At 47.7% G+C, this 23,187-nt stretch carries 23 protein-coding genes; 4 read left to right on the forward strand and 19 right to left on the reverse strand.

From position 1 onward, the window contains the following. Window position 1 precedes the first annotated feature (1 nt). A complete protein-coding gene (dhaK, locus tag QQK89_RS02155) occupies window positions 2-1,762 on the forward strand; it encodes a dihydroxyacetone kinase subunit DhaK (RefSeq protein WP_284236768.1) in 1,761 nt (586 codons plus the stop codon). A 49-nt stretch (window positions 1,763-1,811) separates the two neighbouring features. Here dhaK and QQK89_RS02160 read toward each other — a convergent pair whose 3' ends face one another. The 4 genes from QQK89_RS02160 to QQK89_RS02175 form a co-directional block, all read right to left on the reverse strand. Next, window positions 1,812-2,264 carry a hypothetical protein gene (locus QQK89_RS02160; RefSeq protein ID WP_284236769.1) on the reverse strand — a complete coding sequence of 151 codons (453 nt, stop codon included), beginning with the start codon at window positions 2,262-2,264 and terminating at the stop codon, window positions 1,812-1,814. A 612-nt stretch (window positions 2,265-2,876) separates the two neighbouring features. Then, complete coding sequence (thyX, locus tag QQK89_RS02165) at window positions 2,877-3,590, reverse strand: FAD-dependent thymidylate synthase (protein WP_284236770.1); 714 nt, start codon at window positions 3,588-3,590, stop codon at window positions 2,877-2,879. Between the two features lie 130 nt (window positions 3,591-3,720). Continuing rightward, window positions 3,721-4,497 (reverse strand): RDD family protein, encoded by a 777-nt coding sequence (locus QQK89_RS02170; RefSeq protein ID WP_284236771.1) that lies wholly within the window; start codon window positions 4,495-4,497, stop codon window positions 3,721-3,723. Between the two features lie 11 nt (window positions 4,498-4,508). After that, window positions 4,509-5,552 carry a phosphotransferase gene (locus tag QQK89_RS02175; RefSeq protein ID WP_284236772.1) on the reverse strand — a complete coding sequence of 348 codons (1,044 nt, stop codon included), beginning with the start codon at window positions 5,550-5,552 and terminating at the stop codon, window positions 4,509-4,511. A 101-nt stretch (window positions 5,553-5,653) separates the two neighbouring features. Here QQK89_RS02175 and QQK89_RS02180 point away from each other — a divergent pair, with 101 nt between their 5' ends. Then, window positions 5,654-6,547: a YihY/virulence factor BrkB family protein gene (locus QQK89_RS02180; RefSeq protein WP_284236773.1), complete on the forward strand. Its 894-nt coding sequence runs from the start codon at window positions 5,654-5,656 to the stop codon at window positions 6,545-6,547. Between the two features lie 15 nt (window positions 6,548-6,562). On the opposite strand, the gene QQK89_RS02185 is transcribed toward QQK89_RS02180, so the two are convergent. From QQK89_RS02185 to QQK89_RS02205, 5 genes are all read right to left on the reverse strand, one after another. Then, window positions 6,563-7,006, reverse strand: coding sequence for an HAD family hydrolase (locus tag QQK89_RS02185; RefSeq protein ID WP_284236774.1), 444 nt, complete (start codon window positions 7,004-7,006; stop codon window positions 6,563-6,565). Window positions 7,007-7,084: 78 nt separating this feature from the next. Further along, entirely contained in the window at window positions 7,085-8,035 is a 951-nt protein-coding gene (locus QQK89_RS02190; RefSeq protein ID WP_284236775.1) for a LacI family DNA-binding transcriptional regulator, read from the reverse strand. A gap of 6 nt (window positions 8,036-8,041) precedes the next feature. After that, window positions 8,042-8,335, reverse strand: coding sequence for a hypothetical protein (locus QQK89_RS02195; protein ID WP_284236776.1), 294 nt, complete (start codon window positions 8,333-8,335; stop codon window positions 8,042-8,044). 38 nt (window positions 8,336-8,373) lie between these two features. Further along, a complete protein-coding gene (locus tag QQK89_RS02200; protein WP_284236777.1) occupies window positions 8,374-10,035 on the reverse strand; it encodes an ATP-binding protein in 1,662 nt (553 codons plus the stop codon). A gap of 106 nt (window positions 10,036-10,141) precedes the next feature. Further along, window positions 10,142-10,888, reverse strand: coding sequence for a YwaF family protein (locus QQK89_RS02205; RefSeq protein ID WP_284236778.1), 747 nt, complete (start codon window positions 10,886-10,888; stop codon window positions 10,142-10,144). 145 nt (window positions 10,889-11,033) lie between these two features. Between QQK89_RS02205 and QQK89_RS02210 the strand changes: the two genes are divergently transcribed. Next, a complete protein-coding gene (locus QQK89_RS02210; RefSeq protein ID WP_284236779.1) occupies window positions 11,034-11,486 on the forward strand; it encodes a Dps family protein in 453 nt (150 codons plus the stop codon). Window positions 11,487-11,556: 70 nt separating this feature from the next. Here QQK89_RS02210 and QQK89_RS02215 read toward each other — a convergent pair whose 3' ends face one another. The 7 genes from QQK89_RS02215 to QQK89_RS02245 all read right to left on the reverse strand — a co-directional run bounded on the left by QQK89_RS02215 (window position 11,557) and on the right by QQK89_RS02245 (window position 17,865). Beyond that, window positions 11,557-12,204: a hypothetical protein gene (locus QQK89_RS02215; protein WP_284236780.1), complete on the reverse strand. Its 648-nt coding sequence runs from the start codon at window positions 12,202-12,204 to the stop codon at window positions 11,557-11,559. Between the two features lie 118 nt (window positions 12,205-12,322). After that, window positions 12,323-13,420 (reverse strand): Ger(x)C family spore germination protein, encoded by a 1,098-nt coding sequence (locus tag QQK89_RS02220; RefSeq protein ID WP_284236781.1) that lies wholly within the window; start codon window positions 13,418-13,420, stop codon window positions 12,323-12,325. Next, on the reverse strand, window positions 13,417-14,520 hold the full coding sequence (locus tag QQK89_RS02225) for a GerAB/ArcD/ProY family transporter (RefSeq protein WP_284236782.1): 1,104 nt from the start codon (window positions 14,518-14,520) through the stop codon (window positions 13,417-13,419). The genes QQK89_RS02220 and QQK89_RS02225 overlap by 4 nt, the downstream gene beginning before the upstream one ends. Further along, entirely contained in the window at window positions 14,517-15,836 is a 1,320-nt protein-coding gene (locus tag QQK89_RS02230; protein ID WP_284236945.1) for a spore germination protein, read from the reverse strand. The genes QQK89_RS02225 and QQK89_RS02230 overlap by 4 nt, the downstream gene beginning before the upstream one ends. A 163-nt stretch (window positions 15,837-15,999) precedes the next feature. Continuing rightward, complete coding sequence (locus QQK89_RS02235; RefSeq protein ID WP_284236783.1) at window positions 16,000-16,428, reverse strand: ester cyclase; 429 nt, start codon at window positions 16,426-16,428, stop codon at window positions 16,000-16,002. Between the two features lie 18 nt (window positions 16,429-16,446). Next, window positions 16,447-16,869 (reverse strand): hypothetical protein, encoded by a 423-nt coding sequence (locus QQK89_RS02240; protein WP_284236784.1) that lies wholly within the window; start codon window positions 16,867-16,869, stop codon window positions 16,447-16,449. A 114-nt stretch (window positions 16,870-16,983) separates the two neighbouring features. Next, window positions 16,984-17,865, reverse strand: coding sequence for a LysR family transcriptional regulator (locus tag QQK89_RS02245; protein ID WP_284236785.1), 882 nt, complete (start codon window positions 17,863-17,865; stop codon window positions 16,984-16,986). A 127-nt stretch (window positions 17,866-17,992) separates the two neighbouring features. Here QQK89_RS02245 and QQK89_RS02250 point away from each other — a divergent pair, with 127 nt between their 5' ends. Then, on the forward strand, window positions 17,993-18,310 hold the full coding sequence (locus QQK89_RS02250; RefSeq protein ID WP_284236786.1) for an antibiotic biosynthesis monooxygenase family protein: 318 nt from the start codon (window positions 17,993-17,995) through the stop codon (window positions 18,308-18,310). A 54-nt stretch (window positions 18,311-18,364) separates the two neighbouring features. Here the strand turns inward: QQK89_RS02250 and QQK89_RS02255 are convergent, their stop codons facing one another. Genes QQK89_RS02255 through QQK89_RS02265 form a run of 3 tightly spaced genes read right to left on the reverse strand, consistent with a single transcriptional unit; the run spans window position 18,365 to window position 23,158 of the window. Next, a complete protein-coding gene (locus QQK89_RS02255; protein ID WP_284236787.1) occupies window positions 18,365-20,248 on the reverse strand; it encodes a cache domain-containing sensor histidine kinase in 1,884 nt (627 codons plus the stop codon). Then, the gene (locus QQK89_RS02260; protein ID WP_284236788.1) at window positions 20,241-21,878 is read right to left on the reverse strand and encodes a response regulator; all 1,638 of its coding nucleotides are present in this window, start codon (window positions 21,876-21,878) and stop codon (window positions 20,241-20,243) included. Before QQK89_RS02260 ends, QQK89_RS02255 begins: the two co-directional genes overlap by 8 nt. A 32-nt stretch (window positions 21,879-21,910) precedes the next feature. Then, a complete protein-coding gene (locus tag QQK89_RS02265; protein ID WP_284236789.1) occupies window positions 21,911-23,158 on the reverse strand; it encodes an FAD-dependent oxidoreductase in 1,248 nt (415 codons plus the stop codon). Between the last annotated feature and the right edge of the window lie 29 nt (window positions 23,159-23,187).

The following is a 23,187-nucleotide window of genomic DNA, read 5'->3' on the forward strand; positions in this document are numbered from 1 at the left end:
GATGAAAAAGATCATCAATCAGCCGGAGTCGCTAGTCCGCGAGATGTGTAACGGTCTCGTCATGGCGCATCCCGGCCTTGCCTTCAATTCCAAATATAAAGTCATGACCAAACAAGAGTTAAATTCTAACAAAGTCACCCTGATCAGCGGCGGCGGCAGCGGCCATGAACCGGCTCATGCCGGCTTTATCGGCAAAGGGATGCTTGATGCGGCCGTCTGCGGAGACGTATTTGCTTCCCCTTCTCAAATTCAGGTCTATCAGGCGATTAAATCGACGGCAAGCGAGCGGGGTACGCTGCTTATTATCAAGAACTACAGCGGCGATATGATGAACTTCAAGAATGCCGCGCATCTTGCGGGAGAAGACGGCATTCAGGTCGACTATGTGAAGGTAGACGATGACATTGCCGTTGAAGACAGCTTGTATACCGTTGGACGCCGCGGCGTTGCGGGTACGGTGCTTGTTCACAAGATCGCCGGCGCTGCCGCGGAAGCAGGTTATAGTCTCGCCGAAGTAAAGGCAGCGGCGGAGCATGCGATTGCAAACGTGCGGAGCATCGGATTTGCTTTTACCTCCTGTACGGTACCGGCAAAAGGCACTCCAACGTTCGCTATAGGCGAAGACGAGATGGAATACGGCGTTGGGATACATGGCGAGCCGGGCATCCGCAGAGAGAAACGGATCTCCGCGGATGAGCTTGCCGAGCGCATGGTTACGGAACTGCTTGCCAGCCTGAACATAAGCAATGGCGCTGCGGAAGAGATTGCCGTACTCGTTAACGGCTTTGGCGGTACTCCCCTTCAGGAGCTGTACCTGCTGAACAATGCCGTCATGAGAGAGCTGCATCAGCGTGGCATTGCCGTGAACAAGGTGTTTGTCGGCAACTACATGACCAGCATCGATATGGCGGGAGCATCTCTGTCGATTATGAAGCTGGACGAGCAGCTGGCGCAGCTGCTTCACGCGGAGTGCAACACCCCTGCCTTTATCGTGCAAGGCGGAGCTTCGGAGCCGGTTTCTTATGTGGCATTGGAGGAACAGGCGACAAGCGGCGATAACGTGTCTTACCGCGTAGAAACAAGCGAAGAATATGCGGTTGTCAGGGAAGACAAACTATCTCTGCGCAACATGATTTATCTCGTCGACAAGATGAGCGAGATTATTATCGAGAACGAAGTTCCATTCTGCGAGCTGGATTCCCATGCCGGTGACGGAGATTTCGGGATGAGCGTTGCCAAAGGCTTCAAACAGCTCAAAGCGGAGTGGTCGGATATTACGGTTGCTTCCGAGGATATCGGCAGCTTCTTGCATGCCTGCTCCCTCATTATTATGGAGCATTGCGGCGGAGCTTCCGGCCCTATCTGGGGATCGGCATTCCGTGCCGGCGGCAAATATGCCGAAGGTAAAACGGAGCTGTCCGTAACCGAAACGGCAGAACTGCTCGATGCGGTTGTGAAAGGCATTCAGGCAACCGGCGAAAGATCGTTTGGCCGCGGTGCCGTTGTAGGCGACAAGACGCTGATTGACGCTTTGATCCCTTACGCGGACAGCTGGAAGCTGGCTGCGGAAGCCGGAACCGGGCTGATAGCAGCCGGTATTACCGCTGCGGAAGCTGCTGTTCAAGGCGCGAAGAATACCGAAACCATCGTAGCCCGGATGGGCCGCGCCGGCACGGTTGGCGAACGCAGCATCGGTTATCCCGATGCGGGCGCTTTTGCCCTTGGCGTTATTTTCACGGGTCTTGCAACAGCGTTGAAATAATCGATATATAAATGAAACAGCAGCAGTCTCGGGACTGCTGCTGTTTGTCTTAATCAACGTTAATCTTGAAGGGCTTTGACTTCAGCTCTATATCATATTCCTTGCCGTCTTTTTTCACATTGAACTTCGCCTTTGAAATGACCGTATAGCTACCTTCCTTTAAGGAAAGCTCGTTATAACTCGAAGAAACATGCTCCCCTTCATCATAGTTGTAAGCAGCTTTGGGATCTAAGGTAACTACATATCCGATGGCATCCACGAACCGCTCTTTGTCATCTAGTTGGACAAGTTGGCCCTTCTGGTCATAAACCTCATAAGTGAACATACCTGCACCGTGCTCCATCTCCCAAGTACTATTTGAGTTATTAACTACAGAACTATGAACATCAAAACTCTCATCGGCTTGTACATTTTCAGGCGTACTTACCTGAATTCGGAACATTTTAGCCGTTGGTACTGATTCCGTTTTTTCGCTTTGGCATCCAACCATTGTAATGAGCATGGCGATTAGAATAACTAGCGCAGAATGCTTCAGACATAACACCTCCTGAAAAGAATTATTGCGTTCTTTGCGATAATTTTTTCTTCGTAAGCATGGACTATTGCGTTTTGTGCGATAGTTTTCGCTCCGTAAGCATAGTCTGTACTTATTCTATGGCTATGTTAAACCTAAATGTTGATATTTGACGCTCACCAAAGTCCCGCCGCCGCCCGCTTACGTTGCATGAAATGCAGCATATTTAGGCGTATGAACCCACTAACTAGAGATATCCTGCACAAAATGCAGGATATAAGTCGAATAATACCCAAAAGGGTTCCAAAACAACTCATATCCTGCATTCCGTGCAGTAAAATTTGCGCTTTAGCCTAATTAAGGGAAATATACTGCACTTCGTGCAACATAGCTAAAACGAATGTAGGGTGAGAAGATTCAATCAACATCAGAGTTTAACATATCTTATTCTATATTTAATCAAGACAAGGCATTATTAACAGGTCTGGAAGTTCTAACTTTTTTAGAACCATATGCCCAAAAACATAAAAAAAAAGCAGCTGCCGCGTGGGCAAACTGCTCATGGAAGATTCACACTCTTGTTCTTTGTTCTTTGTTCTTTTACCCGTTTTCTCTAACTATTAATTCATCTATTGAAACTGGATAAATGGATTTAATTAATTCCAAAATAGCCTTAGCGTAGTCCTGAATTTCTTTTTGCGCATCATGCTCTAATCGTTGCATAAGGAAGTGGGCAACGGATTGAACGGATGCCGTCCAGTACCAACGCACGTACATTCCATATGCAGGCAGGAATAACCGCGCTTGTTCTGCACAAATTCCGTCTGCCAATGCTTGCTCGTATTTTTGCATGCCTATTTCGATGTAGGACAATAATTCCCGCGTATGTTTTTCGCCCATTTCCCAAGAAATGATGTCCCCGCTTCCTTGTTTGGAGTTCTCCGGTTTCGATCTCCACTCGTTCGCTTTCGGGGTATAAAACACCGGTTCTTCCGTTATGTATCGGCGGCTTGATTCGTTCCAAGCATCTAAACTATCGCCAGTTCCTTCATAATGAGCCGACCCCACTACGTACTTCCACCATTGTCTGCAGACCATTAGTGGCGCATACACCTCAAACTGGGCAATGGCATGCCTAAAAGGAGAAGTATGTCCCTCACGTGCCAGAAACTTGATAAGCTTAATATCTCGATCGCTCAGCTCGCTGGATTCCTTAGCATAAGAAACGCGAGCCGCATTAACAACGGTCAGATCGGATCCCATGTGGTCAACCAACCGTACATAACCTTCATCCAACACTTTTATGAATGACATCGTATCTTCTCCCTTTTACGTCACTAGCAATTCTCTTAAATCTACTGTGGAATTTCTTCTCTACACTAGCACATACTGGAAGTTAAGTGCATTTTAATTTAAACAAAGCTTCCGTTATTGTCGGCTGCCTTTATTCCCATATACGGAGCAAATCTACTTTCCAACTACTGTTGCTGTCTTTGTGGAGGCTCGCATATACATACACAGTCCCCTTCGTTCCCTTGACCTTGAATCTAAAATTCGCTTTTCCTTCTCCATTCGAGATTTCAATACCGCCTGTCGGAAATAGTCCAAATCCAGTAACTTCTCCAATTCGTTCATGTATTTGGGTATCTTGTTTGGATGCTTGTTTAGCAGTGTCCAAAGCTCCTGAACTACTTAATAGGAGAAACGCTCCGCCGCACGTAACAATGAAAAATACTAGGATACCAGAGATGAGAAGTAGTAACCGCTTTTTAGTCTTCCTTGCTTTGCGAGGCTTATCTTCATAGCTAACAACTATAGTTCTAGCTGCTAGATCCCCAAATCGTCGACCTTCTTTTTGCAGAACTAAACATAAAAGTTCAAGAGGCATTAAGATTAAAAACACATTCCGAAGTATAAGTGCCCCTGTAGAAGGAACTACTTCATCCTCTGAGTTCACAATATAGAGCCCCATAATTCGTTTCCCTAAACTCCGGTTGGTGAATACGTCCCGTAATAACAGCCCTAACGGCAATAGAAACATTAGTTCACTCAAATTTATGCCCATTGCGCTAAGTGCAAACACGACGATAATCAGTACGGCCATTAACAGACCTAGGTCAATCATAAAACCTAAAACTCGCCGTCTGTATGTTGCCCATGTTAATACTAATTTCCCTTCTGTCTGCACAATTTCTGTGTTTTCGATGTTAAATTCCCCCAATTAGAATCACCTTATCTGTACAATCGTCTCTGCAATATAACATCCGCAGCCCTAATCTTCTGTTCAATACTTTCCCATCGGTTCATGCAATGATATAGAATCATTTCCAAATCATTGTCATTCTGGGTTTCGTTCGTGTTGCGAAAGAGAATGTTCATTAACCAATTCGATAGATTCCGAAGATGATGGCGATAGGAATAGAACCGAATGAGATCAAGATTTACCGAGACAGAGCGACCTATTTGCTCTTCGTATGCGGAATAGAAAACTTCGAACTCATCACCAATATAATTTATAAAATCAAGTTCCAGAGGCGCAATCATCGCTGACTCCCAATCTATAAAATGCAACTCGTTTCCGTGACGGATCAAATTGCCTCCCCAAATATCGCCATGGCCTAATACTTTCTCTTTCGGATCCGCTATAGCGACGCCGCGGAGTTTCCGCACGAGGTTCAATAGCTCGCGAATTCGCTCTTCCTTGGGCAAAACATGCTCTCGCAAAGCCTCTTTAATAGGATGGTTAGAGGTCTCGGCGTTCTTAAGCATCGAAATACACTTCTCTAGGTCAGACTCAAACGAAATATCAAATGTCTCCTCCAAGAGAGTAGTCTTGTCTATTAGAGGAGTGATCTGCTGAAATCTAGCGACTGATCTAGCAATATCGCTTACTACTGCATCCGAGAACGGATATGCTTCAGCCAATGTGTCCCCTTCAATAAAGTTAAATAAGACCACCGTGATCCCATCAAACGTTATTTCAAAGCCACCATTCAGACTTTTTATTGGATAGGCAATATTCCGAAAATGTCCTTGATGAAACATTTGCCAAGTTAAAGGCAAGTATTGTTGAAGACGCTCCGTATTTTTTCTTTGTCTATCATTCTGATGGTCAAACAATTTCACATAATATCGTTCACCATTCATACAACTCACCCAATAAGAATAAGCGGAATCCCCCATAGGAATGAAGTACACGCTCTCTATTTGAAGCCCGTATGCCTTATCAAGGTTCATCGCAAGTACACGGTCTTCGATCCCATATTTAACTTCCAATCTTTTCACTCCTCGTTACGGCAATCTGGGCGGAAGGTTATTTATTTCTGTTTAAAAACAGCCTTCTCCTGTTTACCTTCTAACTAAGAGGAGTGAGGGCCATGAAACGAGCTTCGAAAATAATTCCGTTTTTCAAAGATGTGTACTGCCGCTTTCGCGATGATGACGTTCCTGCGCTGGGGGCCCAGCTTACGTATTATTTTATTTTGGCGTTTTTTCCGTTTCTAATTTTTATGGTGAGCTTGATGAGTTTCGTCCAGTTGTCGGGAGACAGCGCCGTGGCCGAGCTTATTCGTCTGCTGCCGGAACAAACCGGTGAAGCGATTCGGGATATTCTGTTAGAGGTTACGGACAACAGCAGAGGCACGCTGTTATCGATTGGGATGATCGCTACGCTCTGGTCGGCGTCCAATGGCGTAAATGCAGTCATCAAAGGCGTTAATAAAGCTTATGACGTCGAAGAAGACCGCCCTTTCTGGAAGGTAAGAGCGATCTCGCTTGCGGCGACGGTTGTGTTAGCTCTGGCTATTATGCTGGCGATTGTTTTGCTTATTTTTGGAGAGGTGATTGGCGAATTTCTGTTTGATTGGTTAGGTTCGCCGATAGGCTTCGGACTGATCTGGGGCCTATTGAAATACGTTGTTTCTATCCTGTTTATGATTGTTGTGTTCTCGCTGCTCTACTGGATTGTGCCCAACCGCAAAATCCCTTTCAAAACAGCCGTTCCGGGAGCTCTGTTTGCAACCTTTGGCTGGATTGCCTCCTCGCTGCTGTTCCAGTTCTACATTAACAACTTTGGCAACTATTCGAAAACGTACGGAAGCATCGGCGGCATGATCATCCTGCTGATCTGGCTGTACATGAGCTCCAATATTATCATGCTGGGCGGTGAGATTAATGCAACGCTTGCGGGTCAGCAGGCGAAACCATCCGTTAATAAACCCGCTCTGCCGACAGGAAGCAGCAAGCAAAATACGCGCACTATTAAGCTGTAGCCAGGATTCTTCATGCTATAGAAGCGCCAAAACGTCCCGAGGATGTTCAAACTTGTATTTGGCCGGTATAGCTTCAGGCTGCTTGCAGCCCCACATGGCTAAGCCAAAGTCCACGCCTGCGTCTCTAGCACATTCATAATCATAGACGGTGTCGCCGATGTAGAGGGTTGCCGCGGCTTCAGCACCTGAAATCTCCAGAAACTTGAGCAAAGGCTCCGGATGCGGCTTATGCCGCTTCGTGTCGTCCGCGCATAACGCAAATGGCAAATCTCTAACAAGACCAAACGGAACAAAGTCATCCAGATACTCTTGGCTGGTCCTTGAAGTAACGATCCCTCTAAGAACGGGATGTTCGCTCAAATCATGCAGCATTTCCCGGATCCCCTCAAAAACCTCAATCGCATGCCGTCTTGTATCGATTAAAGTGCCGTCAATGTCAAAAATAACTGCCTTATACACTGGACATCATCCTCCTGCAGCATAAGTAATAAGCTCCTAGCTGTAGGCTAAAGTATGAAATCCTTTTCAGGTCAATAGTTAAATGGATTGCCGAAGATGGATCTTATAGGGGATCTCTATTTTATTCTTGGATTTCTGGATAATGAGATCAAAGGCTTGTTCGCCAACCTTCACCAACTGATGATCGACCGAAGCAAGCCCTAACCCTATCCCCACCGTCTGGTTCTCTTGTCCAATAATCGCCAGATCCTCCGGCACCTCGAGTTGTATGCCTCTTGCATACTGATAAATCCCGGCGGCCACCTCGTCGCCGTTCGCATAAACGGCGGTAGGCCTAAGAGCCGCATGAAGCAGCTGCTCCCCCGCTCTTAGACCGTCCTCCAATCTATAGCAATCCCCAATGTGATAAGCAGGCGGGTAATCCCCGAAGATCTGCTTATACGCTTTGATCGTCAGCTTTGTGCTATTGCTCTCAGTCCCTCTTGCCGTTGTAAAAGCAACCCTTGAATGGCCCCGCTCCCTTAACAGCCGGAATGCTTCCAAATAAGAGGCGTACCGGTCCATATAGGCGCAGCCGATCTCCGGATGGTCCGTATATTCGCAGGCGACGATAGCCCCGTATTTGGCATACGGAACAAGAATATCCCAGCTATTCGAACGGGAAGTAATAATGATCCCGTCCAGCTGTTTGTTTTTCAACCTATTGAAACAGTCAAGTTCCTTGGATAAATCATATTTAGTAGGCAATACCATCACGGTATAATCTTGTTCTACCGATCGATTAAGAACACCGTGCAGCATCTGATCAAACGCCGGATTGTTGTTATACGGCATAATGACGCCAATCGTCCTTGTCTCCTGACGGATCAGGTCAACGGCCAACCGGTTCGGCGTATAATCCAGCTCGTCTATGACCCGCTGCACGGCGACTCTCTTCTCTTCGGATACATAAGAATGGTTATTGAGCACCCTCGATACCGTCGATACGGATACCCCTGCACGCTTTGCGATTTCATTAATATTGGCCATAAGTGACTAGTCGCTCCCCGAGCCTCCACTGCCCGAATCCGATCCTGAGGAGGAATCGCCGCCAAAAGATTGGCTGCCCCCGTGATCGTGATTGTTGTGATGATCATGATGGCTGTTATGATGATGGTTATGATGATGGCGGTGGGTATCTGCCGTATTATCAACAAACATTTGCGATTGATTCATGCCCGGTCCGGCTGAATGGTTCCGTCTGCCGCGTGAACGACTCGATTTCGAATTACTCGACACAATGCCGGAAATGACAATAATTGCAGCTATAGCGAAAAATACAGTAATCATGAATTTCCTCCCTTATTACGCATTCCACATTTTACCTTTTATTTATCTATATGTTCAACTTGCTTCGGAATTTCATGGTGGACCGGCAGCCTGATTTCAATTCTCGTACCTTCGCCCACTTTGCTCTCATACGTAATCCGTCCATGATATTGTTTAATAATTTTATGGCTGATCATAAGCCCTAGCCCCGTGCCCTTTTCTTTCAAGCTATAGAAAGGTTGTCCCAAACGTTGAAGATGTTCCTCCGGAATGCCGCAGCCTTGGTCTTGAATGGCAATCAGACATTCCCCGCTTGGATCTATTCGCAATCCGATCAGAATCTCCCCGCCTTTAGGCATGGATTCTATCGCGTTTTTTAAGATGTTGAGAAATACTTGCTTTAATTGGTTCTTCACGCATGCAACCGGGAAATACTCGCCAACGTACTCGCGTTTGAATTCAATATTGTTCATTAACGATTGCGGCGTCAAAAATTCAAGCGTCTGCTCGATCACGTCTTTGACATTCGTAACGGAATAAGCGATTGCCTGCGGTTTGGCCATCGAGAGCAGCTCGCTCGTAATGATCTCGATCCGTCCCAACTCATCCTGAAGCAGTTCGCCGTACTTCATCGTCGGGTTCTCGATCTGATAGAGTTGCAGAAACCCCTTGATGGTCGTGAGCGGATTTCGGATCTCATGGGCAACGCCCGCTGCTAGCTCCCCGACAACCGACAACTTCTCGGACTGCAGAAGAAACTCCTCTGCCTTCTTGCGTTCGGAGATGTCCCGGCTAATGATGACGATATGCTCGATCCGGCCTTCTTTCCCTTCGACCGGCTTGCACAAGGAATCAAAAGGAATGAGACGCCCATCCCGATGGCGGAACCGGATTTCCATGGAAATCGAGGTCTTCTGCTCCAATAGCTTTCTTACCGTCTGGTCAAACATCTTCCCGTCGTCGGGATTAATAATTCGGTCCAGCTCCGCGCGATTAAGCGTCAGGCTTGAATAACCGAGCACAAACTCATGCGAAGGAGAGAAATACCGGATGGCATGATCAGGGTCCATGACAACGATGAGATCGGACGTATTTTCCGCGATGAGTCTATATTGGTATTCGCTGGCGCTCAAAGACAAGGCCATCTCGTTACGCTCGGCCGTCGTTCGGCGCATTCGTTCATACGATTCAATCAGAAATCCTCCGACGAGCACGCCTAACAGGACGAAACATACGTACTGCAGATGGAAGGCCGGCTCGTCCACCAAAATACGGAATGTAAACACAACGCACGCGTACAGTACGACATAAGCGCCGGACAAAGCCAGACAACGCTTGAATAGCGGCAGCTTACGACGGGAGAAGTAGATGTGCAACATAGTAAAGGTCCCCATGATAAAAGCCCATCCGGCAATGGCCGGGAACCAGTTCCCGCTAGACAGCAAACGAATCGACAAAGCAAACATGCCTGTAATTACGCCCGCAACGGGACCTAAATAAGCAAACATCAAAATAACCGGAGAATACCGGATATCATACACGTAGCCTTGCTGCTTCACGGCTAATAAAACGAGAACGATCGAAACGGCGCCCGCATAGAGGCCGCCCCAAAACTGCGGATATTTCAAAGGCTTTAAATTTATGAAAGAACGAATCACCAAAGGGGTGCTGACTAGCAGCGAGAAAATCGCGAGATTGACCATATAATCAAAAAGAAACAAGTATAATCACCTACGTCTCGTAGTCTTTCACAACGCCTTGCTTAGGAATCTGCTGCGACTATTTCCACATCGTAAATGTATACGTTGCTAAATCTAGAAATCCTTGTTATTTGGATCTTAAAATTTTGTTGTGCTCCTCCTGTCCTCTTCTCCACCGGATAAAAGGCAGGTACATGATCGTGAAGATGACAAGCGCAATCCCTTCCTCCGCCAAGAGATAATAAGGATATGGCCCCAATAGATCAAGCAGCGAAGCCCCCTCCGGCTTGGACTTAAGGAACATGTAGTTAGCGTCAAGCCAGTAATCCGTGCCTCCAACGACAACCAGAAGAATATTTAGAGATATCATCGTAATCCCGATTGATTTCCAGGTCGGACGATAGTTATCGATCCAAGTCATATAGAGCGGAGCAAGAATAATCGCAATATGCACAATAAAGAAATGGAAAAAGCGGAAATGCGGATACGGATACGCTAAATCTGGCGTTAACATCGCTTGCATCGCACCGCCAATGCCGGCAAAAAACACAATCTGATAGAGAAGGCGGCTGCGCGTAAGCAGCATGATAATGGCAAGCAATTGCGAGATGCTGCACAGCTCGAGAGGCAGCGTATATTGAACGTCCCAGAGATCTTGGTCCGCATACCAATAATAGAGAACAATCTGGGGCACAAGCAAGCCCAGGATGATGCCGAACCGGATCATATTGTGAAGGAGAGGAATGCTCCGCACTTGGAGTCGAAAGCTATAGAGTAGCAAGGCCAGCACAATCATAGCAGCCAGCATAACGGTGTGGGATGCGGAATAAGGAATGAAGTTTTCTGCAGAATTCCGGTCAAAAAACGAAGACAAACGATAGCCCCCTCTGGAAGGTTAATTTTTGCCAATTCGTGAATTTCCGTTTCAAATGGCGTTGCAGGGGTTAAGTATCATTAATCATATCGATTGCGCTTCTAGAATTTACTTCTAATTCTACTTTGGAAAGGATGAAAGAACAATGCCTACAAAAACAGCCAAAACCGTCCAACAACACTTAAACCATCAGGTCGCCAACTGGAATGTCCTGTATGTGAAACTTCACAATTATCACTGGTATGTCAAAGGTCCGCAATTCTATACGCTGCACGTCAAGTTCCAAGAGTTCTACGAGGAAGCTGCGCTTCACCTCGATGACATCGCGGAACGCCTGCTCGCCGTCAACGGCCAGCCGCTAGCCAGAATGAGCGACTATCTGAAAGAATCCACGATCAGAGAAGCACACGGCAAAGAAACGGCCGAACAGATGGTCGAGCAGCTGATCAGCGACTTCTCCATGGTGATTGAAGAGCTCAAGGAAGGCATGGAGGATGCCGATGAAGCCGGCGACGAAACGACCTCTGACATGCTGCTTGCCATTCACAAATCGCTTGAGAAACATGTCTGGATGCTAAGCGCATTTAACGGCAAATAAGACTGCCGGCTTCAAGAAGACGCGGGCAAAAAAACAACGGCGCTTAACGCACCGTTGTTTTTTTGCGGCTTTATGGTTTCGGAGCAAACTTTTCCGGATAATTTAACATCGCTGCAACTTCACCGCTATAGGAGACTCTTCCGTACAAGGGACTGGATTTATCGAGCGTTAGATTACAACTTGTAATCGGTTTGTAGTCCACTGATACTCCATCCTTAAGCGGATCGTCCGTTATCTTCACTCCGTTATTGCGATAAATCTCCTCCACCGCAGCTTTCCATCTTTCATTAGTCTCAAGCTTGTCGTCATTCCAGGTCGCTCTTAAAGCTTCGCTTGTTGCGGTATATTGATATTCCCCTTGGCCGCGTTGTTTCGTTATTTCCTTCTCTACATATTCAACGTCTTCCGGATTAAACAGTGCCGTAATCCCAATTAATACAGGCTCGGCAAAGTAATCATCAAACGTAAAACTTACTTCAGCAAGCCGATTATTGATCTTTATTTGCTCTTTCGCAATAAAAGTGCGGGTTGTGCCAAGAGTTGTTTGAGTGGTGTCCTTTTCCGCGATTCCCAGAACATGAAAGGCCTCCTTCACGTTCATGCCCCATTTCAGCTTGTTGATAGGCGGAGGCGTTCCGTAAGAGGGCTGGTGGCTGCAAGCAGAAAGTAGAAAAGCCAGTAACGTAATAAGCATTAGGGTTACGCCGTATTTCCGCATAGAATAACCTCCTGTCGGTTAACCTTCTGACCGCAAGCGAGATATCCAACTTTTCCCACACATCATTATACGCCTAACCTAACATAAATGTTGCGACAACAATAAGGCTAACCGGGAATCAATTCATTAGCCCGTGATTTTTGATCTTTACTTGTACATGGGGCTTGATCTTGATTGTCGGATATTCCTTTTCCCAATCCAATGTTCTCCACGTCTTGTTATGCAGAGCTTTCATTTGAAGACCGATTCCAAGTCCGTCGCAGTTTGCTTCCTGAAGCTTGCGGATCATGGCCTCCGCATGATTGGTCATCGTTTTCTCCAGATTGCGGCCAATATCTGACAATACGGTTTTATTTATCTCCTTACCCGTAGGATTATCAACCAGGAAGCAATTTAACGTTATGTACAAGTCTGCCGATATCTGATCGTTTACCGTAATGTCCACTCTATGTTTTGCCCGTTTATAGATAAACGTTAAATAGCTTTGTTCGGGGCCAACCTGTTCGGTCATCGTCCCGTACGACTGGTGTTTGGTCAGCATAACAAAGGCGCGCGATTGCTTGGAATCCAGCCTCCCCGTCATCTGCTTTCCATGAAATAAGGCCAAACCAATGAGTTTTGCCCGCTCATTCTGGCGCATGGCATCAATGATGGGCAATACGTTATCAAAGCCGGGGGTGCTCATGATCGATAAGATCAGAAAAGGCGATTCTCTCGGGATAAGCCCTTCTTCCTCGTTGCTCTCAAGCAAATCATACAAATATTCACTGATGAGTGAACGGTCCTCTACCTCCATTTCCACGATATCCTGAGCAGAGCTTTCCGTAATGGCCACAAAAATGCTAATAGGGAACTGAGCTTCGCGATAGAAAAAATCCAATGTTTCATATAAGCTTTTTTCCGCAAAAGCTTTATTTACGAGCAGAACCCTTGTTTCTCTTAGGTCCATATGCTGGGAGACCATTTTCTGCAATTGTATGCCAGCTTCCTGCACGGAATGGCCTTCTCCGCTCACTTTTGGCGTTACGACGTTCCCCTGGTTCTCAATCGCTGTCTTGATTGTTGGAATCGACACGGATAAACGCACCTTGTTCTCGCCTAATAGATCGACCCCAACCGTTTGCGCCATTCGGATATTTTTCAGTTGTCTTTGATCCCAGCAACCGCCTAGAAGCAGGACCGCCAGGAGAAGAACAATCGATTCTCTTATTCTCATGACGATTTCCTCCCTCCCTTATTTCGGAGACCTGCCAACCAGAGCAAGAACAGCATGCTCGCAATGAGACCAAACGAAATAAGCGGCGCAAACCGGTTGGTGATTGCCTGCAATTGGTCCATTTGATCGGCTGTCAGCTGATAGAGGCAAATGGCGAATAGAATCGTACCACAGACGTAAGTGGCCGCTTTCGAAACCTCCTGCCGTTTCCTCAGCATGGCCGATATCGACGAAACAATCAGCATGAAATAGGAATAAAACGAGGTGAGAATAAACAAGATCCATATTGTAATAATGATCAAATCAAACCGCTCAATCACATTTAAGGAGATAGCCTTCATCTGGTACAGCAACGGCTCCCGGATCAAGTGAATCATTTCCTTCCCAAACAACGCCATGGAAGAAAATACGCAAAATGCGTAAATGACAGTCGTGGTCCAGCTCGCATACATCGCAGTTCGAAGCACCTTGGCCTTATCCGCATGATTAATATAACCAGGCAGCAATAGGATGATCTCCGCTCCGGTTAACCCCCATAACGCAACAAATGCGCCATCCAGAACGGCTAAAGGCCCCATTTCAAATACCGGCAGCAGATGATACGGATGCCAATCCTTCAGCATATACCCGGACATCACAATAAACGAAGGTATAAACAACGTGCAAAACACGGCAAACCTGGCGTATACCCGGATCGGCTGCAGAGCCAGGTACATGCATACGCCAAATAACGTCAGCATTAAGAACCATTCCGGCGTCCGCGGATAAGCCCATAATTCCGTCGTATTCAACCAATTGGATAATATGATGTACAAGATCAGCGCATTAAGCAAAACGGTCAGCGTCAGAACTATTCGGCCGCCAAAGCCCCCCAATCGCTGCATGATGTACTGAAACACATTATGCTCACCGGCTGACGCCACAAGTTTCCATACCATATAGACATAAAGACTGTTGGCGACTCCGCCGAGCAAGCAGGATACCCAACCGCTTGTGCCGGACTTTTCGCTTACCGCATGGGCGATGGAGATAATAGCCGAGCCGAATTGGGATTGGAGGACAATACAATAAAGCTGAAACAACCCGAGCTTGGACTTCATTTGGAATGATTCCTTATCGGCGAGTAATAAGGAACGCCAAACGGTTCCAGGGAGAAGAAATGCACCATGAAGGCAGCCGTAAGCAAGGTAATGCCATAAAAGCCGACAATCCATGCGGCAAATACAAATAACAGCTGCAAAATGAGCGTCAAAATCCGCATTTGATACGTGGGAATAAGAAAAGATCCAATAACCGATAAGGCTACAATAACGATGTAGACATTAGAAACAAAACCGATTTTTACAAGCGCCTCGCTAATGATAATCCCACCGGCGACCCCAACCATCTGCGCGATTTGAGAAGGCAGGCGAATGGTTGCCTCCGCGATCAGCTGGAAAATGATAATCATAAGAACGGCCTCCACAATAGGCGAGTAAGGAACATTTTCGAGCGATCCTTTAATGCTTATAGCCATCTGCGAAGGAAGCACCTCGTGATGGAAGCTGACAACGGCAATATACAAGCTGCAGATGTACAAACTGAGCATAAGCCCAATTCCCCTCAACGTTTGCAGGACAAGCGCGCCCCGATCCTCCATCAACATGGAGTCGATCGTGCGCAAAAAAGTATAAAACGATACGGGCACGATTAAGCATGTGGAGCTCTGCTCGCATAATACGGCAATTCGCCCTTGCATAATGAGATTGGTCGCCGTATCAATCCGCTCTGTACCAAACACCTGTGGGAATAATGTTTTTTTCTCCTCTTTCAGCAATTCCTTCTGCAGCCGTCCGGGATGTACTTCCATTCCGGTATTTAGCCCTTTCAGGCGTTTCGTTACCATGTCGACAATATCCGGATCAGCCGAACCATCCTGCCATAACACAGCTACCTTGTGAGAGGAATATTTGCCAAGGGTCAAATAACGGACCTTTAAATGAGGAGAGGATGCCCGATTGCGAATGAGATTAATGTTTATATTTAATTGCTCAATAAAGCCCGTTCGTTCTCCAATGATCGAGCCTTCGTTCTGGGGTTCTTGGATAGAACGGACATTGGACTGTTCGGCGCTTAAGGAATACCAAGCATCTTCGCTATAAACCAATGCCTTCCCGTCTAATAGCTCTTTGACGGCATCATCCGGATTGGTACAGGGAAATACGACTGCCGACGTAATCAGTTCGCCTAATGCGAGATGATGATCATGATCCAATTGGGCTTCAAACCATTGCTTAAACAAACTTTTTTCCAATTTATCCGGATCAACTAGAGTCTCTATATAGACTACAATGGCCTCTCTCCCGTACAAGTCAAATTCCCGCACGATCAAATCTTCCGTGTAGAATAGTTTCGCCTGGATTTGCTCTAGCATCATCGGTCTCACGGAACATCTCTCCTTTCCATGAAATATTGCCCAGATAAATTGGAAATTATGTGCATATTCACGCAAAAAAAAGACCGATGATCGTTGATCATCGGCCTCTTCCCGTATTATCCCGGCACTAGTCAGCAAATAACGCTAATTTGTATGCGAGGCATTAATCCATGCTTCGTTGGTTGTTTTCCAGTTGCCTGCGAATGCCTTCACGATCAATTTGAATCCAATATTCGACGATTTTGCCGTCTTCTATACGATATACCGCACTGGCAATCTCGATAACCGGTTTACCAGTCGGAGCAAACCCATCGACTTCACCTACATGCGTCCCCGTCTGCTTCCACCGTACATATACACGATCTTCGGAAGAGAGCAGCTCTTCGATCTGGAGCAGGAATGCTCCATAAGCTCGGGTCATTTCCCGGACATGCTCCGCATAATTATCCGGCGAACGCTCGACGGTCGTTTCATTCTCCGCTGTCACCTGATGCGCAGCGACACGAGCCGCCATATATTCATGTGCCGCATCCGGCTCTATTCCAGAACGCACCCGCTTAAAAAATTGTTCTACTATGTCAGCAGCATTCATAACTACACACCTCTCCATTCAATGTGATAATAATTCCTCGCTGTCTATCCGTACAAGCTCGTCCTTAACCCTCTTCGCTTCTTCCGCGTTGCTGGCAGGAGAACTGATGATAAGCTTCGATACGCCGTCATAACTTTTCGAGGTTATGCGTTTATACAGCTCGGGATCGGTTACTTCGAAAGATATTCTTGCGGTTTTATAATCGAAAAAAACTTGGCCTACTTCAGTTCTTTCTTTGCCTACATAGGAAATTAGAGAAAATCCGCTCGTAATAAGAACATGCTCAAGCTTGATATGGTCCCCGATCATTAACCAACCTGAGAAGCCATGGTTTTTCTTATCGTAGTCCCCTTTAAGCTGGAGGCTCGTTTGTTCATTAAGGGTATCGCCATAAATAAAAGCGGGTTTGTCCGTATCAATGCCCTTTATGGGATCAAACACAAACACAAGCGCGACAAATAGTGCAACGAATACAATTGAAATGAAATATCTCAGATGACCACTCCTTTTTTACTGCCTAACGATTTAACGCATGAACCCCTAAAAAGTTCCATTTCAGATTGAATCTTGGCGACGAATCCAACTTTCAATGAATTGAATCATTTTCTTCGCCGCCGGGGAGACATTTCTGAGCGAGGGGGCCGCAAGGCCGATTGAGCGGTAATAGTCACCTTCCAATGGACGAAATACGAGATGATCGGGAAGCTGCGACAAGATCATTTCCGGCAAAATACTAATTCCCAAATTGCTGCGTACCATAGCCAGGATGGCATGATCGTCTTCCAGCTCGTATTTGATGTTTGGTTTCAGTTTGTTCTGCGCAAATATACGCTGCACGTCCGTGTCACAGCCTGCAACCGGCATAATAAAAGGTTCGGCGAGGACCTGTTCTAATCGGATCGTCGCATAACCGCTGAGGGGATTTTCCGTGCTCATCACGCACATCATCTTGTCCTGATGCAGCGGAATTACATCAAATCCGTCAACCGTTGGCAAATTTACAAACCCGAAATCAGCTGCACCACTGGCGATCCACGCTTCGATCTCATGGTAGTTGCCATCGAGCAGTTTCAATTCAATATGTGGATATTGACTCTGAAATTTCTTCATCATTTGCGGCAGCCATTGAATCGACACGCTAGAAAAAGTACCAATCTTAACGGTTCCGATCTCAATGCCTTTTATCGCCGCAATCTCTTGGTTTAAGGTTTCATTCACCTGAAGCATTTCTCTTATATGAGGAATCAATCGTTCTCCGCTATTAGTGAGACGAACGCCTGACCTGTTTCTTATAAGAAGACTTAGGCCAAGCTCATGCTCCAAACTTGCGATCGCATGACTAACCGCCGATTGCGTCAGATTAAGCAAGTCTCCGGCTTTGGTCAGACCTCCAACCTCAACGACTGTGCTGAATATCCGATACTTGTCCAAACTCATCGATTTAATCTCCCGTTACATTAGAGTTCTTCATGCTTTACATTATAATCATTCATTTTATTTATTTAAATGCCGGTAGTATAGTTAACTTATACAACAGCCACTAAAGAACGGGAGTAGGATCAAGATGACATCCAAACCAAATGAGCCGTATTATGCCGTCATATTCTCAAGCCAGCGAACGGATGGGGATAACGGATATGACCGGATGTCCGAGGCGATGGAGAAGCTGGCTTCGGAGCAGCCCGGTTTCTTAGGGGTAGAAGGCGTTCGGAATGCCGAGGGAGCTGGCATAACGATCTCTTATTGGGAGAGTCTAGAGGCGATTCACAACTGGAAACAGAATCAGGCGCACAAGGCAGCCCAGGAAAAAGGCCGGCAAGCGTGGTATCGCGATTACAAAGTAAAAGTATGCATGGTAGAGAGAGAGTACGCCTTCGAATAACCGAAATAAAGGAGACCTTGCCGTTCCGTGAACGGATCAGCAAGGTCTCCTTTTCTATTGGGACAAGTCCGGCGGATACTCGGAGCGTAGACGGATCGTTACCGTCGTGCCCATTCCGGGCTGCGAGTCAATAGCCAAACCGTACATATCGCCCGCATACAGCTTAATCCGCTCGTTTACGTTAAACAAACCGTACGAGCTGCCGCTGCTGTCGGTTTTCTCTTCGGGCAATGGCGCCGCCCGTAACAGCTGACGGGCACGCTCCTCCTCCATCCCGATACCGTTATCGGATATCGCGATGATCAGATCACCGTCTTCCTCCATCACAAGGATGGTGATGAGGCCGCGTTTATTTCTCATTTTGCGAATACCATGGAGCAGGGCATTCTCGACGATCGGTTGCAATATCAACTTCGGAATCTGACAGTTTGCAATAGGCGGTTCCACCTCAATTCGGAAGTCGAAGGTGTTCGGGAACCGGTTCTGCTGGATGTTCAGGTACACTTCCGCAAGCTTGACCTCGTCTTCTACGCTGACAATGCTTTTTCCCTTATTCAGACTTAGACGGAAGTATTTCGCCAGACTGTCGATCATTTGGCTAATATCCTTTGCGCCTTTGCCGATGGCATTCCAGTTGATCATATCCAGCGTGTTGTACAGGAAATGAGGATTGATCTGCGCCTGAAGCGCCTGAAGCTGGGCTTCCCGCTCATGAATCTCAGCCAGATATTTCTCTTCAACAAGCGTGCGCACGCGCAAGATCAGATGGTCCACGCTTCTCTCCAAAGCAAGGAAGTCGCTGTTCGATAGAACGGTCAATTCGTCCAAGCTGTCCGCCGTGCCTTCTCTGCGGATAACGTTAATCACTTTCCTTACCCGTTGGCTCATTCCTCTTACGATAATAGCCAGCAGAACAAACGGCAGCAGCGTAAACAACGCGAAATATTCGAGCAGGGAAGTAATGCTCGAGCGCTGCGTCATCTTCACCGCCTGAGGAGACAGTTGGCCTCCGTTGCTTTGCGCGACCAGCTTCCAATTCGTTGGCGACACCGTGGTGAACATAACCTCGTCCGAATTATTGCTTAGACGGAAGGCATGTCCGCCGCTATCCTTGCTTGCATTCAGCCGTTTGACCATTTCTTCGTCAATCCGGGTTCCTACTCGTGCCCGGTCAGGATGGTCAATAATGGTTCCTTCCGAATCGACCAGGTAAACTTGGGTACCCGAAGAAAATTCCAGAGTGGATAGCAGGTCGGAGACCATTTTCTCCTTCACGTCTATCATCATTACGCCCGAGATTTGATCATAATGGTTGGGATCGCGCAGCATCCGGGCCGCCGACAATACATCGACATTCCCTGCCTCCAAATACGACTGCTCGTATATGCCGCTCCAGACAATGCCCCCGTTCCCCGCGATAATATCGTTATACCAAGGATCGTTCATCAAACTGTCCAAGGAGAAAAAATTCACCTTCTCCCCCGCGTAGATCTTCGACTTGTCGACGAACAGCCGCACCCGGAAGACGTCGGAGTTGGATTGTACCGACTCCACTAAATTCCGTAAATCTTCGATGACTTCCAGCTGGGTAGCGATCAGTTGATCCGTGTCGCTGACGGATAAGTATTCGTGCAGCTTATTGTTCATGAAGGCGGCATCGCTGATCTCCTCGATATGCTCAAGCCGGTAGGACAAATTGCTGCCGGCCTGTTCAAGCGTCAGCTGCATCGTTCTCATAACTTCATTTTTCAGAATGGTAGAAGAGCGTTCATAATAACCGTACAAGATCACGGCTGCCGGAATAACAATAAGGACGACATAAGCGATCAGCCATTGGCGAGGGATAGCTATACGGCGAAGAAGGCGACGGAACCATCCGCCACCTTCTTCCCTATATGGGCGCTTTGCCGGGTGCGCCGCCCCTCCGAACTTAAACATATTTCTCCCTGTAACCGCTCGGCGTTACGCCGGTCGTCTTCTTGAACAGTTTCGTAAAATAACTCGGGTCCGTATAACCGATCGCATAACAGATATCGTAAAATTTGTATTGCGGATCGCGCAGCATTTCCTTTGCCCGCTCCATCCGTACCTGAGTCATATATTCGCCAACCGTCTGACCGGTCTCTTGCTTGAACAACAAACTGACATAGGTTGGAGTGAGGAATACTTCCCTCCCGATATCCGTAACGGTTAAGCTTCCGTCCGCATAATCGCGGTCGATAATCGCCCGTACGCGCTCCACTAGATTGGCTACCTTCCCCGTGCGTTTCTCTCCGATCCGCTCGCAGGCGGCAAGCAGGTAAGCTTCAAGAATATCGCGCATTTCGCCTAGCGTCTCGCGGTCCAGCAGCGATTCCCATACGGCAGATTCGGCGGACTCCAGCTCCTCGGACTGCATATTCAATTCCAGCAGCAGCTGGCCGGCGGCGAGAAATATTTGCATGCAGACGTTGCGGCCGTACTTCAGGCCATCGGGACGGTTACGGTTCAAATCCGCAAAGATCGTATCAAGCACTTCCTTCAGCTTCTCCGCATTCGCCGCTTTAAGCGCGGAGATCAGCTCCTCGTCATACGCGAACTCATGCCGGCTTGCGCTTCCATTCTCTTGTTCCGGCGTTTCCAGGCTGTTCATCGTGATAACGCGGTTTTTGCCTAAATACCATTTATGATTGACCGCTTCGCGGGCTTGCCTGTAACAGCTGCTCAAATTGCTCAGACCCGTTACGCGGTCGCTGATTCCAATCGTTACGCTGATCTTCAGCCAGCGCTCAAGATTATCGCGGATTTGGCCCGCAAGCTCCAGCAACACCTCGGCTGCATCTCCGGCTTCCTCGCCTTCGTCGCTTTTACGCAAAATCCCGGCGAACTCCCCTGTCTGATGCTCAAACACATAACCGCCCATATGGCTGTCGATCAATTCCTGGCAAATATTATGGATCGAATACCATAACAATTGCCGGTCCCGCTCACTGCGGACACTCATGACACCCGGCAGATCGTCGACCGAGATGACGATGACCCAATAAGAAGCTTCCTCCGGCAAGCAAAGCTCTAGGAACTCCACTCTCTCCCGAATGTCCCGATTCTGAATGTTGCTGCCCATCAGCGATAACAGGAACTTTTCCCGAAGCACGGGCATGCCTTCCTTCAGCCTAACCTGCAGTTCTTCCTTCCTCCGCTGCTCGGCGCGTTGTTCATCTAGATTGCTTACGACATGTCTTAATACCGAACTTAACTCTTCCAGGTTAACGGGCTTGAAAATATAATCAACCGCGCTTAGCTTCATCGCGGATTTCAAATAATCGGCGTCATCGTAACCGCTGACAAAAATAATCTTCACCTGCGGATAACGCTCATTGATCAGGCGGGCCAACGTTATTCCGTCCATATTCGGCATGCGGACATCGGTCAGGACCAGGTCGGGGGTCTCCTGCTGAATCATCTCGAAGGCCACATCCCCGTCATCGGCTTCCCCCATAATCTCAATACCGAAGGAGGACCAGTTGAAGTAGGATTGCAGGCCTGTTCTGACGGTAATCTCGTCATCAACCACAAGCAGCTTGTACATGGATTTGTCCTCCTCATTTAATGGTTTTAAGATTACTTCTTAAACTTTACACCTTGATCTTCCAATAATTGATGCAGTTTGTCTATGGATATATTTTGCAAGTTGGAAGAATGGTCAATGGATAAGGACGCCGCAATGCCAGCAGCTTGACCAAGGGCGTAACAGGTTGCCTGCACGCGCATCGAAGACATGGCGACATGCGTCGCGGAAATGGATCGGCCTGCTATGAGCAGATTGTCAATCGCCTCCGGCACCATACAGCGGTAAGGGATATCGTAGCCGTCGATTCTGCGTTCGTCGGTTGTTTTCTGCGCGTCGGGGCTATGGATATCGATCTCGTAATTCGTCTGCGCCACAACGTCCGGGAATCTCGCTCCGCTAGTCAAATCCTGTTCGTTCAGCGTATAGAGGCCAACGATCTGGTTCGTCTCGCGAGTTCCGGTCTGCGGCGCGATATGGGTAAGGGCATAGTTCTCAAAGCCGGTCTTCTGAAGGTAATACGCAATCGAAAATACTTGCCGAAGCGCTTCCGTCTCCGCATAATTGACGTCTTCGATCTTCGCGCCGTTTGCCTTGACGCGGGACATGTTGACGAGCAGAGAGCCGTCGTTGTTATGCTCCCAATACAATCTTCTGCCTTGCGGCAGATCGGACACTTCTTTGTACTCATAGCAGCCTTCAGGCAGCAGCGGGGTTACCGGCTTGCCGGTGTTCTGCATCGTAAACATAAGAGTCATCGGCTGCGTCAGCCCGTCGCTGTCCCGGCCAGTCGTATACGGAACGCCCGCATCAATCGCCACGCGGGCATCCCCCGTGCAATCGATAAAGATCTCGCCTTCGAACGCTTTCAGCCCTTCGCGGGTCGATACGATAACCGCCTTGATCTTGCTACCTTCTTGGATCGTGCCTACAAACTCGGTATGGAAGTAGACATCCACGTTCTCTTTCTTCATCTTCTCGTTGAGATAATAACGCAGCATAAAAGGCGAATATTGCGGCGCAATCGATTCGTCATGGCCGGCTGGGAGCGATTCCGCAAGCATCTCTGCAATCAGCTCGCGGTAAATGCCCGTTACGTTGCCAATCGGCATAAATACGCTGACGTTGGCTATGGTGCCCATGCCGCCAAGCTGCGCGGTTTTTTCGAGCAATACAACCTTCTTACCGGAACGCGATGCGCTAATCGCAGCCGCCGTGCCTGCCGGTCCCCCGCCAATAATAACAACGTCGGCATGCTTGTAAGTCTCTACCTCTCGCGAAAAAGAATAAGCAGTCATCATCCATTTCCCCTCTCCAAAGGAACGCAGCA

The organism is Paenibacillus glycanilyticus (assembly GCF_030161375.1).
GTDB classification, from domain to species: domain Bacteria; phylum Bacillota; class Bacilli; order Paenibacillales; family Paenibacillaceae; genus Pristimantibacillus; species Pristimantibacillus glycanilyticus_B.

Excerpts from the sequence above, each read along its gene's own strand:
- dhaK (WP_284236768.1), top strand. The coding sequence starts at position 2 with ATGAAAAAGATCATCAATCAGCCGGAGTCGCTAGTCCGCGAGATGTGT.
- QQK89_RS02160 (WP_284236769.1), bottom strand. The coding sequence starts at position 2,264 with ATGCTCATTACAATGGTTGGATGCCAAAGCGAAAAAACGGAATCAGTA.
- thyX (WP_284236770.1), bottom strand. The coding sequence starts at position 3,590 with ATGTCATTCATAAAAGTGTTGGATGAAGGTTATGTACGGTTGGTTGAC.
- QQK89_RS02180 (WP_284236773.1), top strand. The coding sequence starts at position 5,654 with ATGAAACGAGCTTCGAAAATAATTCCGTTTTTCAAAGATGTGTACTGC.
- QQK89_RS02190 (WP_284236775.1), bottom strand. The coding sequence starts at position 8,035 with ATGGCCAATATTAATGAAATCGCAAAGCGTGCAGGGGTATCCGTATCG.
- QQK89_RS02195 (WP_284236776.1), bottom strand. The coding sequence starts at position 8,335 with ATGATTACTGTATTTTTCGCTATAGCTGCAATTATTGTCATTTCCGGC.
- QQK89_RS02210 (WP_284236779.1), top strand. The coding sequence starts at position 11,034 with ATGCCTACAAAAACAGCCAAAACCGTCCAACAACACTTAAACCATCAG.
- QQK89_RS02215 (WP_284236780.1), bottom strand. The coding sequence starts at position 12,204 with ATGCGGAAATACGGCGTAACCCTAATGCTTATTACGTTACTGGCTTTT.
- QQK89_RS02220 (WP_284236781.1), bottom strand. The coding sequence starts at position 13,420 with ATGAGAATAAGAGAATCGATTGTTCTTCTCCTGGCGGTCCTGCTTCTA.
- QQK89_RS02225 (WP_284236782.1), bottom strand. The coding sequence starts at position 14,520 with ATGAAGTCCAAGCTCGGGTTGTTTCAGCTTTATTGTATTGTCCTCCAA.
- QQK89_RS02230 (WP_284236945.1), bottom strand. The coding sequence starts at position 15,836 with ATGATGCTAGAGCAAATCCAGGCGAAACTATTCTACACGGAAGATTTG.
- QQK89_RS02235 (WP_284236783.1), bottom strand. The coding sequence starts at position 16,428 with ATGAATGCTGCTGACATAGTAGAACAATTTTTTAAGCGGGTGCGTTCT.
- QQK89_RS02245 (WP_284236785.1), bottom strand. The coding sequence starts at position 17,865 with ATGAGTTTGGACAAGTATCGGATATTCAGCACAGTCGTTGAGGTTGGA.
- QQK89_RS02250 (WP_284236786.1), top strand. The coding sequence starts at position 17,993 with ATGACATCCAAACCAAATGAGCCGTATTATGCCGTCATATTCTCAAGC.
- QQK89_RS02255 (WP_284236787.1), bottom strand. The coding sequence starts at position 20,248 with ATGTTTAAGTTCGGAGGGGCGGCGCACCCGGCAAAGCGCCCATATAGG.
- QQK89_RS02260 (WP_284236788.1), bottom strand. The coding sequence starts at position 21,878 with ATGTACAAGCTGCTTGTGGTTGATGACGAGATTACCGTCAGAACAGGC.
- QQK89_RS02265 (WP_284236789.1), bottom strand. The coding sequence starts at position 23,158 with ATGATGACTGCTTATTCTTTTTCGCGAGAGGTAGAGACTTACAAGCAT.